The 14087-nt window shown below is 69.4% G+C and carries 10 protein-coding genes; 2 read left to right on the forward strand and 8 right to left on the reverse strand.

Going from position 1 to position 14087, the window contains the following annotated elements; all coding sequences use genetic code 11:
• Positions 1-34 precede the first annotated feature (34 nt).
• Positions 35-874 (forward strand): glutaminyl-peptide cyclotransferase, encoded by an 840-nt coding sequence (locus UCD39_RS00980; RefSeq protein ID WP_330494285.1) that lies wholly within the window; start codon positions 35-37, stop codon positions 872-874.
• 3 nt (positions 875-877) lie between these two features.
• Here UCD39_RS00980 and UCD39_RS00985 read toward each other — a convergent pair whose 3' ends face one another.
• Complete coding sequence (locus tag UCD39_RS00985) at positions 878-1378, reverse strand: MarR family winged helix-turn-helix transcriptional regulator (RefSeq protein WP_330494286.1); 501 nt, start codon at positions 1376-1378, stop codon at positions 878-880.
• An 82-nt stretch (positions 1379-1460) separates the two neighbouring features.
• On the reverse strand, positions 1461-2459 hold the full coding sequence (locus UCD39_RS00990; RefSeq protein WP_330494287.1) for a hypothetical protein: 999 nt from the start codon (positions 2457-2459) through the stop codon (positions 1461-1463).
• A 564-nt stretch (positions 2460-3023) separates the two neighbouring features.
• On the opposite strand from UCD39_RS00990, the gene UCD39_RS00995 reads away from it, so the two are divergent.
• Complete coding sequence (locus tag UCD39_RS00995; protein ID WP_330494288.1) at positions 3024-4472, forward strand: amino acid permease; 1449 nt, start codon at positions 3024-3026, stop codon at positions 4470-4472.
• A 76-nt stretch (positions 4473-4548) separates the two neighbouring features.
• On the opposite strand, the gene UCD39_RS01000 is transcribed toward UCD39_RS00995, so the two are convergent.
• The 6 genes from UCD39_RS01000 to UCD39_RS01025 all read right to left on the reverse strand — a co-directional run bounded on the left by UCD39_RS01000 (position 4549) and on the right by UCD39_RS01025 (position 14079).
• Positions 4549-6276, reverse strand: coding sequence for an enoyl-CoA hydratase-related protein (locus UCD39_RS01000; RefSeq protein ID WP_330494289.1), 1728 nt, complete (start codon positions 6274-6276; stop codon positions 4549-4551).
• A gap of 120 nt (positions 6277-6396) precedes the next feature.
• Positions 6397-7038, reverse strand: coding sequence for a bifunctional 4-hydroxy-2-oxoglutarate aldolase/2-dehydro-3-deoxy-phosphogluconate aldolase (locus UCD39_RS01005; protein ID WP_145730583.1), 642 nt, complete (start codon positions 7036-7038; stop codon positions 6397-6399).
• Complete coding sequence (gene edd, locus UCD39_RS01010; RefSeq protein WP_330494290.1) at positions 7035-8876, reverse strand: phosphogluconate dehydratase; 1842 nt, start codon at positions 8874-8876, stop codon at positions 7035-7037. Before edd ends, UCD39_RS01005 begins: the two co-directional genes overlap by 4 nt.
• A 102-nt stretch (positions 8877-8978) precedes the next feature.
• The gene (gene zwf / locus UCD39_RS01015) at positions 8979-10451 is read right to left on the reverse strand and encodes a glucose-6-phosphate dehydrogenase (RefSeq protein ID WP_330494291.1); all 1473 of its coding nucleotides are present in this window, start codon (positions 10449-10451) and stop codon (positions 8979-8981) included.
• Positions 10452-10652: 201 nt separating this feature from the next.
• Positions 10653-12179 (reverse strand): NAD-dependent succinate-semialdehyde dehydrogenase, encoded by a 1527-nt coding sequence (locus tag UCD39_RS01020; RefSeq protein ID WP_330494292.1) that lies wholly within the window; start codon positions 12177-12179, stop codon positions 10653-10655.
• A gap of 172 nt (positions 12180-12351) precedes the next feature.
• Entirely contained in the window at positions 12352-14079 is a 1728-nt protein-coding gene (locus UCD39_RS01025; protein WP_330494293.1) for a SulP family inorganic anion transporter, read from the reverse strand.
• Positions 14080-14087: the final 8 nt, after the last annotated feature.

Genomic DNA, 14087 nt, shown 5'->3' on the forward strand with positions numbered 1-14087 from the left:
CCCCTGCCCCTTATTCCGCATGAGCCCCGCCCCCATGCCCTTGTCCCGACTCCGCGTCCCACTGGTCCGCGCCCCGCTGATGGCTATTGTCCTGGGAGCCCTGTCCCCGGCGGCTTGGCCCGTCGCCGCCCAGGCCCAGGCGGCGTTCCAGCCGGTACCCCAGGCCGTGGCGCCGGCCAAATATGGGGTGGAGGTGGTGCGCACCTATCCCCACGACAGCCAAGCCTTCACCGAGGGCCTCTTCTACCTGGACGGCTTCCTGTACGAGAGCACCGGCCTGGAACGGCAGTCCACCGTCCGCAAGGTGGAACTGGCGACGGGCAAGGTGGTGCAAAGCCATGACCTGCCGTCCCAGTATTTCGGCGAGGGCATCGTCAACTGGAAGGACCGGCTGGTGCAGCTGACCTATCGCAGCGAGGTCGGCTTCGTCTACGGCCTGGGCGATTTCAAAGAGCGGAAGAGCTTCCGCTATCGCGGCGAAGGCTGGGCCCTGACCCAGGACGGCCACCGGCTGATCATGAGCGACGGCACGCCGGAACTGCGTTTCCTGGATCCGGAGACGCTGGCGGAAACGGGGCGCATCACCGTCACCGACAATGGCTACCCCATCCGCAACCTGAATGAGCTGGAGTTCGTCAAGGGCGAGATCCTGGCCAACATCTGGCAGACCAACCTGATCGCCCGCATCAACCCCACCACCGGCGCCGTCACCGGCTGGATCGACCTGACCCCGCTGGAGGCGCTGTCGGGCCGGGCCCCCAACGTCGACAACGTGCTGAACGGCATCGCCTATGACGCGGCAGGTGACCGGCTGTTCGTCACCGGCAAGCGCTGGCCCAAGGTGTTCGAGGTCAAGCTGGTGCCCATGAAGTAGGGCTCAGCCCTCGCCCAGCGCCGCCGCCAACCGATGCAGGCGGTCGCGCAGGTCCGTCACCTCATCCAGGGGCATGGGAAAGCGGCAGAACATGGCGCCGGGAATGGCCAGCGCCTTGTCGCGCAGCGCCCATCCCGCCGGCGTCAGCTCGACACGCACGCGGCGCTCATCCTCCGGATCACGGCGCCGGGCCACCAGGCCGGCAGCCTCCAGGCGCTTCAGCAAGGGGGTCAGGGTGCCGGAGTTGAGATCCAGGCGCGCCCCCAAATCCCCCACCGTCATGGACGACCCCGGGGGCGCCCCCTGCCAGAGCACCATAAGCGCCAGATATTGCGGGTAGGTCAGGCCCAAGGCTTCTAGCAGCGGGCGATAGGCCCGGGTGATGCGGTTGGTCGCCTGGTACAGGGCGAAACACAGCTGGCGATCCAGCGCCAGCGGATTGTCGGCGTCGTCCGCGGGGACCGTGTCGTCTGGGGAGGGGGAAAGGCTGGCAGGCTTGACCATCGGGACCGCTTCGCAAGGTGCGCTGGATTAGGGGCAGACCTTGAGGGCGATGGCAATGGCAGAAGCGGCCCCTGCCGACCGCTCAGGTCTGCAGAACCTCGACCTTCACGCCGCCGGCGCCGGTCATGCCCTCCACCCCCGCCTTCAGCTTGGACAGGAAGGTGAAATTGATACCGTCGCGGCCGGCCAGCAGGGTGGTGAGCTTGTGGCGCGGCAGATCGACCCGCTTGGACAGATCCTCCATCAGGCCGCCGCCGCGCAACGATTTCACCGCGTCGGACGACAGCTCCGGATCGACATAGAGCTTCCCCTCCTTGCGGATCAGATAGAGCGTGCCGGTCATGGCGCCCCCGCCCCCTGGTCCCGGCAGGGCGGCGACATCGCCGGGGCCCCGCAGATAGGCCGTGACGGTCTGTTCCTGGCGGTCATGGGTGAAGTCGCGCAGGGCGGGTGCGGACTGGACGATGATCTGGGCCAGCGCGCGGGACCGGGCGATAGCGCCGCCCAGGCGGCCATAGCCCGCCACCGCCGCCTCGTACGAGGCCTCCACCGCGTCCTGCTTCAGCAAGGGGGCCGCCGCGTCGCCCACGGGCACCGTCTCCGCCAACAGGGCGGCGTGCCGCACGTCCTGGTGCAATCGCTCCAGATCGGCAACGGCCTGTGCCACCTCCTGCGCCGTCACGTCCAGGTGGCTGATCCACTTTTCCATGACATAGCCAGTGCCCAGGCCCATGGGCTCAGCCCGGTCCACCATCGCCTGCAACACCGGCTCCACCGACTGGATGTGCAGTTCCGTCACCGTCTGGCGCAGTTGGGCCAGGCGGATCAGCGTGGCGGGACGCTTGCTCTCATCCAGGCTTTCCCCGCGCGACGCCAGCACGGTGATGAAGGACAGGGTGTCCCCCACCTCCACCCACAGCCTGCGGAAGGCGTTCAGCTCCTTGGTCCGCGCCACCATCTGGCAGGTGCGCTGCAGGGCACCCACCGACTGCTCCAACTGCCGGATGTCGCCGATGATGCGGGTGTACAACTGACCCTTGTCGGGCTGCCGTTTCCAGGGGTTGGGCGCGTCGCCTCGCACGGCGGGAACTCCAAATAGCGGACCGGGGCATCGCCCGGCACCAGGAATGGTATCAGGCCGACCCACGCGTTCCCAAATCCATAAAGCGCGCATTCGCATAGGGTGCGCCCGACGCCATCAGACTCGAGGGGCCTGCCGCCGCCACCCGGCCTGCCATGCCGTCCGTGCCGCTTCCCTTGGTCCCATGCCGGGCGTACCCCCGACCCTGCGCGGCATGGGGTCCATCTTCAGGCCCCGCCGCGCCGAGTGTCAATTAACGGCAATCGTTTCGGGTTCAAACCAATCCAGGATAACCGGGGACGCGCACCAAGTGACTAGGCCAACCGGACAGGCGTGGACCAGGCGGGGATGGTGTGACGGGATGGCCTGCCAAGCGCGCTTCACCCCCGCCGGGGGCCGCACCATCGGAAAAGCTTGGCCCATCAACATTTTTGGTCGCCGTTTAAGGTGACAGCGCCCCCGCCAGCGGGTACATCGACATCCAAGCAATACGCGGGGCATCACATCACGCCGGCGGCACGCGCTTGCACAGCGCCGCCATCCGGTTGGGCAGATACGGGAGAGGTGGTTTTGAGCCTTTGGACGAAAAAGACTATTGCGGAGGCCAGCGCCGACAATGACGGCGACGAAGGCCGCCCCACCCTGGCGCGCAGCCTGAATGCATGGAACCTGACCGCGCTGGGCATCGGCGCCATCGTCGGCGCCGGCATCTTCGTCCTGACGGGCTCGGCCGCGGCCCAGTACGCCGGCCCCGGAATCGTCCTATCCTTCGTGCTGGCGGCCACCGCTTGCCTGTTCGCTGGCCTGTGCTACGCCGAGTTCGCGGCCATGGTGCCGGTGGCCGGCAGCGCCTACACCTACGCCTATGTCACCGTCGGCCAGTTCCTGGCCTGGATCATCGGCTGGGATTTGGCGCTGGAATATCTGTTCGCGTCGGGCACGGTGGCGGTCGGCTGGTCGGGCTATTTCGTGAACCTGCTGAAACAGGTGGGCATCGTCATCCCACCAGCTTTGACCTCCGCCCCGCTGACGGTGAAGGACGGCTTCCACTTTGAGACCACGGGCGCCATCCTGAACCTGCCGGCCGTGGTGCTGGTGGGCCTGATCACCGTGCTGCTGTATCTGGGCATCCGCAATTCGGCCCGCGTCAACGGCCTGATCGTGCTGTTGAAGCTGGTGGTGGTGTTCCTGGTCATCGGCTTCGGCCTGTTCTACGTGGTCCCGGCGCATTGGTCGCCGCTGATCCCGGCCGAGGTGGTGGACGAGAAGGGCTCCCACTATGGCTGGAGCGGCGTGCTGCGCGGCGCCGGCGTCATCTTCTTCGCCTATATCGGCTTCGACGCGGTCTCGACCACGGCGCAGGAGGCGGTGCGGCCCCAGCGCGACATGCCCATCGGCATCCTGGGATCGCTGATCTTCTGCACCGTGCTGTACATCCTGATGTCCCTGGTGCTGACCGGCTTGGTCCCCTACACCGAGCTGAACGTGCCCCACCCGGTGGTCGTGGCCATCGAGGCGGTGAAGGATCTGCACTGGCTGGCCCTGCCGGTGGACCTGGGCGCCGTGGCGGGCCTGACCACCGTCATGCTGGTCATGATGCTGGGCCAGAGCCGCGTGCTGTACGCCATGTCGCGCGACAAGCTGCTGCCCCCGGTGCTGGGCAAGGTGCACCCGACCTACCGCACGCCTCACGTGGCCACCGTCGTCACCGGCGTCCTGGCCGCCTTCCTGGCGGGCCTGTTCCCCATCGACATCCTGGGTGAGCTGGTTTCCATCGGCACCCTGCTGGCCTTCGCCATCGTCTGCGGCTGCGTCCTGGTGCTGCGCATCACCCAGCCGGACACCGAACGGCCCTTCAAGACGCCGCTGTTCTGGCTGGTCTGCCCCTTGGGCGTGCTGGTCTGCGGTTACCTGATGTCGGGCCTGCCGGGCGATACCTGGCTGCGCCTGATCATCTGGATGGTCATCGGCTTCGGCGTGTACTTCTTCTACAGCCGCCGCCGCGCCGCTTGATCGGTGCGCTTCCGGTGATGAAAAGGGCCGGGCGACCGCATCGCCCGGCCCTTTTTTGTTTCTATCCGGGGGGAACCTAACGCCGGGCGAAGCTGCCCAGCGGTCCGCCACTGGCGGCCGGCCAGCCGAAACCCAGGACGGCCAAGAGGTCGGCGGACGCCGCGTCGTTGACCAGCCCCTCGGCCAGGGCCGTGACCATGGCGGTGCGCACCGCCGCCATCAGTTGCCGCCCGGCATCGGCGGGCGGCGGGTCGTCCGGCGGGCGCTTCAGGGCGGCGAGGACAGCGGCGGCCCCCTCCTCCCCCAACAGGTCGGTGACGCCGGCATATCCCAGCCGGCGGGCCAGGGACCAAGGCCCCTCCGCCAGGCCGGCGCCGCGCGCCGCCGCGTCCACGTCCGCCGCGCCAACCGTGGGGCCCAAGTCCAGGGCCGCCCGCAGATAGGCCGCGTACAGCCGGCCAAGGAAACGGCCCTCCCCGTCCTCCACCCGAAAGGGGGTGCGGCCCAGGCGCCGGGCGGCGTCGATGGCGATGGACAGGGCGGGGGCCGAGGTCGCGGACCCGGCCACCACCTCCGCCACGCCGCCATCGGCCGGCAGGTGCAGGCCCACCAGGCGGTCCGGCCAGGACAAGCCCTGGGCCACCGCGCCCACGCGCAGGCGGGGCCCCGTCAGCGCCAACAGGGTATCATCGCCCAGCACCGCCTCCGCCGCGGCCAGCAGGGCCCGCTTGGCCGCCAAATCCTCGCGGCTGGCGTCGAACAGGATTTCGATCTTACGGCCGCCCAGGCGCGCGGGCGCCAGATGGTCCAGACCGTCGGCGTCCGCCACCACATACACATCCAGGCCGGCGCGGCGGGCCGCCAGCGCCACGGCGTCCGCCGCCGGGCCGCGTCCCAGGACGGCGACGCGCGCCAAATCCGCCACCGGCAACGCCGGGCGCCAGGTGGCCTTGTCCGCCTCCCCCTTCGCCACGACCAGGGTGCGGACCAGGGCCGCGACCTCGCCCCGGCGCAAGAGGCCGGCGGCCAGCGCCCGTTCCAACGCCAGTCCCTCATCCAACGCCAGGCTCAGCCCCTGGCTGACCGCCGTATCGATGGCGGCGGTGGCCGAGGCCACGGCGATGGGCTTGCGCTTCTGGCCAACGACGAAGGGCGGTTCCGCCCTCTGCGCCAGACGGCCACGTACCCAGGCCTTGGCCGCCGCGCGCACATGGCTGGCCGGCACCACCTCGTTCACCAGCTGCGCCTCCAGCGCCGCCGCCGCCGTCACCATATGGCCGCCGGACAGCAGGCCGTGCGCGCCCACCCAACCCAGCAGGCGGGGCAGGCGCTGGGTGCCGCCGGCCATGGGCATCAGGCCCAGGCGCTGGTCGGGGAAGCCGAATTGCGCGGCGGGATGGTCGGTGGCGACGCGGTAGCCGCAGGCTAGCGCCAGCTCCAGCCCCGGTCCCAGGGCCGACCCGCTGAGCGCCGCCGCGATGGGTTTGGCCGTTCCTTCCAGGCGACGCAGGATGTCGCCATAAGGGGCGATAGCCGCCAGCAGCGCGTCGTCGGCCAGACCGGGTGCTGCATCCGCCAGGGCCAGCAGGCCCAGCGGCTCCCGCCCCAGCAGGAAATGCCCCTTGGCCGACGTGATGACCAAGCCGCGCACCTCCTCCCGGTCCTCCAGGATGGCGGCCAGTTCATCCAGCGCCGCCACCAGGGCGTCATCCACCAGGTTGGCACGGCCAGGGGCGTCCAGCGTCGCCAGGGCGATGCCGTCATCGTCGAGCGTCAGGTGCAGGGGGGACGGATGGTCGGTCATGCCCGCACTGTGCCGGGCCGCCGGCCCCCCGGCAAGTCCCCCTATTCCTTAGGAAAAGGGCGCCGGCGGTGATCCGCCGACGCCCTGCCCCCTGTAAGACGTGGTTGGAGTCGATTGTCCTCAGCCGCGCAGGGCGGAGGCCTCGCGCGCCAGCTTGGTGATGCCGGCCCAATCCTTGGCCGCCACCAGGTCCGCCGGGGTGAGCCAGGAGCCACCGACGCAGGCGACGTTGGGCTGGGCCAGATAGTCGGGCGCCGTCTTCACGGTGATGCCGCCCGTGGGGCAGAAGGTCACACCCGGCAGGGGCGAGGCCAGCGACTTGATCAGCTTCAGGCCGCCCACGGCCTCGGCCGGAAACAGCTTCACATGGCGCAGGCCCCGCGCCTGCAACGCCATCACCTCGGACGGGGTGGCTGTGCCGGGCAGGAAGGGCACGCCCTTGGCCAACACCTCGTCCAGCAGGGCGGGATAGCAGCCGGGGCTGACGATGAACTGCGACCCGGCATCCTGGACCCGGCCCACCTGGTCCGGCGTCACCACCGTGCCGGCACCGACCACGGCGTCCGGCACCTTGGCGGCGATGGTCTCGATGGCGGCCAGGGCGGCCTCCGTGCGCAAGGTGACCTCCAGCACCCGCACACCGCCCTCGACCAGGGCCTCAGCCAGCGGCAGGGCATCCTCGGCCTTTTCGATGATCAGGACGGGGACGACGGGGCCCAGCGCCAGGATTTCGCCCACGCCGTACTTGCTCTGCGAACTCATGCGAAATCCTCTCCGAAGCTATGGGCGCCTTCCTCGGCGCCGGTCACATGGGCGCGCATGGCCCCGAACAGGTTGCGGCCGGTGCCCCAGCTGTTGGCGCTCAGGTCGGGCGCGGCGGCCGGGCGGGTGGCGAACTCGGCCGCGTCCACCAGGATGTCCAGCGTGCCGGCCTCGCCATCCAGGCGCACCACGTCGCCGGTCTGGATGCGGGCCAGGGAGCCGCCCTTCAGCGCCTCCGGCGTCAGATGGATGGCGGCCGGCACCTTGCCCGAGGCGCCGGACATGCGGCCGTCGGTGACCAAGGCCACCTTGAAGCCCTTGTCCTGCAGCACGCCCAGAGGCGGCGTCAGCTTGTGCAGTTCCGGCATGCCGTTGGCCGCAGGGCCCTGGAAGCGGATGACGGCGATGAAGTCCCGCTCCAGCTCACCGCGCTTGAAGGCGGCCAGCATGTCGTCCTGACTGTCGAAGACGATGGCTGGCGCCTCGACGATGCGGTGCTGCGGCTTCACCGCCGACACCTTGATGATGGCGCGGCCGGCGTTGCCGGTCAGCAGGCGGATACCGCCCGACGGATCGAAGGGCTCGGCTGCGGGGCGCAGGATGGTGGTGTCGGCGCTGTGCGGGGTGCCAGGGCGCCAGGCGGCCTTGCCGTCCTTCAGCCAGGCCTCATGGCGGTAGGCGTCCAGGCCGGTGCCCTGCTCCGTGCCGTCAACCACGGTGGCGACATCGCCATGCAGCAGGCCGGCGTCCAGCAGGGTGCTGATCAGGAACTGCAGCCCGCCCGCGGCGTGGAAGTGGTTCACGTCCGACACGCCGTTGGGGTAAACCCGCGCCAGCAAGGGGACCGCCCCCGACAGGTCGCTGAAATCCTGCCAGTCGATGCGGACGCCGGCGGCGCGCGCCACCGCCACCAGGTGCAGGGTGTGGTTGGTCGATCCGCCCGTGGCCAGCAGGCCGACGATGGCGTTGACGATGCTGCGCTCATCCACCAGGCGGCCGATGGGCAGGTAGTTGCCCGCCTGCTCCGTCAGCTGGGCCACACGCTGGGTGGCCGCCACCGTCAGGGCGTCGCGCAGCTCCGTATTCGGGTTGATGAAGGAGGCGCCCGGCAAATGCAGGCCCATGATCTCCATCAGCATCTGGTTGGAGTTGGCGGTGCCGTAGAAGGTGCAGGTGCCCGGGGAGTGGTAGGACTTGGACTCCGCCTCCAGCAGGTCGTCGCGGGTGGCCTTGCCTTCCGCGTACAGCTGGCGGATGCGCGCCTTTTCCGGGTTGGACAGGCCCGACGGCATGGGGCCGCCCGGCACGAAGATGGCCGGCAGGTGGCCGAAGGACAGGGCGCCGATCAGCAGGCCGGGAACGATCTTGTCGCAAATGCCCAGGTACAGGGCGGCGTCGAACATGTCGTGCGACAGGGCGATGGCCGTGGCCTGGGCGATGACATCGCGGGAGAACAGCGACAGCTCCATGCCGTCGCGGCCCTGGGTCACGCCATCGCACATGGCGGGCACGCCGCCAGCGAACTGGGCGACCACACCGGCCTCATGCGCCGCCTTCTTGATGATGGCGGGGAAGCGCTCGAACGGCTGGTGGGCCGACAGCATGTCGTTATAAGCCGACACGATGGCGATGTTGGATTTGCGGTTGCCCGCCAGCGCCGCCTTGTCGTCGGCGGCGCAGCCGGCGAAACCATGGGCCAGGTTGCCGCAGCCCAGCGCTCCGCGCCGGGGGCTCTGGCCCTTCTGGGCGTCCAGGCGCCGCAGATAGAGGGCGCGGCTGTCCGCGCTGCGCTGGATGACGCGGTCTGTGACCCGCCGCAGGGTGTCGTGTAGCGCCATGGGGTCCTCCCTGGCTGAAAAGCCATGAACGTGGGGCGCCGACGGGGCCGGCGATGCGGTGCCGGCCCCGGGGCTTCAAGTCGAATGAACTCCGCCGAACCCTTACAGTTCGGGGTCGTGCCAGCGGCGGCCGTCACGGTCCAGCAGCAGGGCGGCGCTGATCGGGCCCCAACCGCCGGCGGCATAGGGGTCCGGGCGCATGTCCGTCTGTTCCCAGCCGGCCAGGATGGTGTCAATCCACGACCAGGCGGCGTCCACCTCGTCACGGCGCATGAACAGCGACGGGTTGCCCCGCACCACATCCATCAGCAGCCGCTCATAAGCCTCCGGATACCGATCCTTGAAGGCCTCGGCGTACGACAGGTTCAGCGGCACGGACCGCAGGCGCAGGCCACCGGGCCCCGGCACCTTGGTCATGATGTTCAGCTGCACGCCCTCGTCCGGCTGCAGGCGGATGACCAGGCGGTTGGCCATCAGGTCGCCCGAGCCCTTGGGGAAGACGCTGTGGGGCACGTCCTTGAACTGGACGACGATCTCGGAATACCGGACCGGCAGGCGCTTGCCCGTGCGCAGGTAGAAGGGCACGCCGCTCCACCGCCAATTCTCGATCTCGGCCTTGATGGCGACCAGCGTCTCGGTGTTACTGGAGCGGGTCAGTTCATCGGCGTAGCCCGGCACGGGCTGGCCGTTGATGGAACCGGCGCGGTACTGGCCGCGCACCGTCTTGGCCTTCACATCCGTCTGGGTGATGGGGCGCAGGGCCCGCAGCACCTTGATCTTCTCATTGCGGATCTGGTCGCCCGACAGGTGAGCCGGCGGCTCCATCGCCACCAGGCACAGCAGCTGCAGGAAGTGGTTCTGCACCATGTCGCGCAGGGCGCCGGCCTTGTCGTAATACTCGGCCCGGCCTTCGACGCCGACGCTCTCGGCCACGGTGATCTGGATATGGTCGATCCAGCTGCTGTTCCACAACGGCTCGAACAAGGCGTTGCCGAAGCGTAGGACCATCAGGTTCTGCACCGACTCCTTACCCAGGTAATGGTCGATGCGGTAGATGCGGTCTTCGGGGAAGACGGCGCCCACCTCCTCGTTCACGGCATTGGCGGACTGGCCGTCGTGGCCGATGGGCTTTTCCAGCACGACGCGGCAGGTGTCGGTCACCAGGCCGGCGGCTTGCAGGTTGCGGCAGATGGCACCGAACAGGCTGGGCGCGGTCGCCAAATAGCAGACGCGGGCCTTGCCCTCATGCCCCTTCAGCAGCTTCTGCAGCGGCTCCCAGCCGGCGGGCTTGGTGGCGTCCAGCGACACGTAGCTGAGCCGGGCGGAAAAACGCTCCCACACGGCCGGCTCCAGGTCGGCGGCGGGCACGTGGCGCTGCAGCGCCGCCCACACCGTGCCCCGGAAATCCTCCACCGTCTGCTCGGTGCGGCTGACGGCGATGATGCGGCTTTCATCCGTCATCTGCCGGTCGCGTTCCCGGTAATAGAGACCGGGCAACAGCTTGCGCATGGCAAGGTCGCCGGTACCGCCGAAAACGACGAAATCGAAGGGATTGACTTGCAGCACTTCAGCCATCATGGCGCCTTGGCTTAGGTTCCCAGGGATGGCAGGGCCATCCGCCCGTTATCAATTATGCGGTTATTTCACTACCACAATTCCCTGGAAGCGCCACCGGAAAATCACCCCTTTGGTAACAAGGTCGGTGATTTTCCGGTAATTTCGCAACATGACTGCCCTGCGGCCGCAGGCGCTCTCCAGGGTGGGCGGCGCGCCCGCTCAGGCCTTCAGGCCGCCCATCAGCAGGTATTTCACCACCAGGTAATCCTCGATGCCGTACTTGGAGCCTTCGCGGCCCAGGCCGCTCTGCTTCACGCCGCCGAAAGGCGCCACCTCCGTGGAGATGATGCCCTCGTTGATGCCGACCATGCCGTATTCCAGCGCCTCCGCCACCCGCCAGATACGGCCGATGTCGCGGCTGTAGAAATAGGCGGCGAGGCCGAACTCGGTATCGTTGGCCATGCGGATGGCCTCGGCCTCGTCCGTGAAACGGAACAGCGGCGCCACCGGGCCGAAGGTCTCCTCCCGCGCCAGGATCATGTCCGGCGTGGCATCCAGCAGCAGGGTGGGCTCGAAGAAGTTGCCGCCCAGGGCATGGCGCCGGCCGCCCATGGCCACGCGGGCGCCCTTGGACACCGCATCTGCGATGTGACGTTCCGCCTTCTCCACGGCGGCGGCGTTGATCAGGGGTCCGGTGGTCACCCCCTGCTCCGCTCCATCGCCCACGCGGAGCCGTCCCACCGCCTCCGCCAGCCGGGCGGCGAAGGCGTCATAGACGCCGTCCTGCACTAGGATTCGGTTGGCGCAAACGCAGGTCTGGCCGGCGTTGCGGTATTTGGAGGCCATGGCCCCCTCCACCGCCGCGTCCAGGTCAGCGTCGTCGAAGACGATGAAGGGCGCGTTGCCGCCCAGTTCCAGCGACAGCTTCTTCAGCGTGTCGGCGCTCTGCTTCATCAGCAGCTTGCCCACCGGCGTGGACCCGGTGAAGGACAGCTTGCGCACCAGCGGGTTGGAGGTCATCTCCCCGCCGATGGGCTTGGGATGGCCGGTGACGACGCTGAAGACCCCCGGCGGCAAGCCCGCCCGCTCCGCCAGCACGGCCAGCGCCAGGGCGCTGTAGGGCGTCACCTCGGACGGCCGCACCACGATAGGGCAGCCGGCGGCCAGGGCCGGTCCCACCTTGCGGGTGATCATGGCGATGGGGAAGTTCCAGGGGGTGATGGCGGCGGCGACGCCGATGGGCTCCTTCACCACCACGATGCGCTTATCGCCGGCGAAGCTGGGGATGGTGTCGCCGTAGGCGCGCTTGCCCTCCTCCGCAAACCACTCGATGAAGCTGGCGCCATAGGCGACCTCGCCCCGCGATTCGGCCAGGGGCTTGCCCTGTTCCGCCGTCATGATGCGGGCCAGGTCCTCCTGCGCCGCCATGATCATCTCGAACCAGCGGCGCATGACGGCCGCGCGGTCCTTGGCGGTACGCGCGCGCCAGCCGGCCCAGGCGGCATTGGCCGCCTTGATGGCCAATGCCGTCTCGGCGGCGCCCATGTTGGGGATGGTGCCGATGACCTCGCCCGTCGCGGGGTTGTCGACGTCCAGGGTGCCGCCACTGTCGGCATCCACCCAGGACCCGCCGATATAAGCCTGGTCCCGCAGCAAGCCGGGGTCTTTCAGCCCAAGGGCCTGAGCCGTGCGGATGAGGGGCCCGTGGGGGGCGCGAACTTGGGGGGCGCGAACGGGGGTATCCATGGCAAACCTCTTGTAACAACCGCCTGGGGGCCGCCTGGGGGGCATGGTTCTTACGTAGGCGGGCTACGGCGGTGTTGCAATGCGGGAACCGGCACGACTATCGGCCAGCGGGTCATAACCGGCCATCCCCCGCCTGCGTTCCCAGGCCAAGCTGCAATCCGGATCTTGGGGCTCAGGCCGCTTCGTGATCCGTATCCGGCAGGCTCCCCGCCCGGCCCAAGGCACGGCGCGCGCGGACCAGCGCCTGGTCCAGGGTGCGGCCGAAATGGACCTGCGGCGGCTTCAGGCCCTGGGTCAGCAGCAGGCGCCGCGCCTCCGGATCGGCCAGGGCGATGGCCACCACGGCCCCCTGCTTGCGCGCCTTGGCCACCAGCCCGTCGATGACGGTCACGGCCGTGGAATCCAGCAGCGGCACAGCCGTCAGGTCCAGCACGTAAGCCCTCGGCCGGGCCGCGATACGGTCGAACAGGGCGGACACGCCGGCCGCCGCCCCGAAAAAGAACGCACCGGACAGGCGGAAGACCAGGATGTCGTCGTCGTGTGTCTGGGGTTGGTCCGGCAGCGGGCCGGCGTGATCGGCCACGTCAGGTGCCACCAGGGGGCTGCCCCCCTCCACCCGCAGGGTCCCGGCCATGCGGTGGATGAACAGCAGCGACCCGGTGGCGAAGCCGACGACGATGCCCAGCGTCAGGTCCCGCAGGATCGTCAGCAGGAAGGTGGACAGCAGCACCGCGGCATCCCCCCAGGACGCCCGCAGCAACAGGCCGAAGGCATGCTTCTCCGCCATGTTCCAGGCGACGATCGCCAGCACCGCCGCCAGCGCCGGCAGGGGGATATAGCTGGCCAGCGGGGCGGCCACCGCCATGAACAGCGCCAGGAACACGGCATGCGCCATGCCCGACACCGGGCCGCGCGCACCGGCCCGCACATTGGTGGCGGTGCGGGCAATGGTGCCGGTGACGCAGATGCCGCCGCAGAGCGCGCTGGCGATGTTGGCAACACCTTGCGCCACCAACTCGGCATTGGCCCGGTGGCGCCGGCCGGTCATGCCATCGGCCACCACGGCGGACAGCAGGCTTTCGATGGCGCCCAACAGCGCGAAGGACACCGCGTCCGGCAAAACCGCTAATACCAGGTCCGGCGACAGGGGCGGCAGATGGGGGGCCGGCAGGCTGCGCGGGATGCCGCCGAAGCGCGTGCCGATGGTCTCGACGGGCAGGTGGGCAAGCGCCGCGGCCACACTGGCCGCCGCCACCGCGATCAGCAGGACGGGCCAGTGAGGGCGCCAGCGCCGCAGCAGCACGATCAGGGCGATGGTCGCCACCGCCGTACCCAGCGCGGCGGGGTTCAGCGTGGGCAGCGCGTGCCCCAGGGCCAGCAGCTTGGGCACCAGCGGCCCCGGCTCCTTGCCCGGCAGCGTCAGGCCCAGCAGGTCACGAGCCTGGCTGGCCGCGATGATGACGGCGATGCCGGCGGTGAATCCCACGGTGACGGGATAGGGGATGTACTTGATGAAGGTGCCCAGGCGCAGGGCACCGATGGCCATGAGGATCAGGCCGGACAGGACCACGGCCAGCGCCATGCCCCCCACCCCCAGCCGCTCCACCGACGCGGCGACCAGCACGATGAAGGCCCCGGCCGGGCCACCGATCTGGAACCGGCTGCCGCCCAGCAGCGACACCAGGAAGCCGCCAACGATGGCGGTGTACAGCCCCCGGTCCGGTGTGACGCCCGAGGCGATGGCGATGGCCATGGACAGCGGCAAGGCCACGATGGCCACCGTCAGCCCGGCCACCAGGTCGGCCCGCAGGTCGCGCAGGCCATACCCCTCACGCAGCACCGTGACCAGCTTGGGTTTATAAAGTTCCCGCCAGCCTGGCTCCGCCATCGTCCTGTGCATGACGCCCC

It is taken from the genome of Nitrospirillum karajorum (genome assembly GCF_036348415.1).
Lineage (GTDB): Bacteria > Pseudomonadota > Alphaproteobacteria > Azospirillales > Azospirillaceae > Nitrospirillum > Nitrospirillum amazonense_B.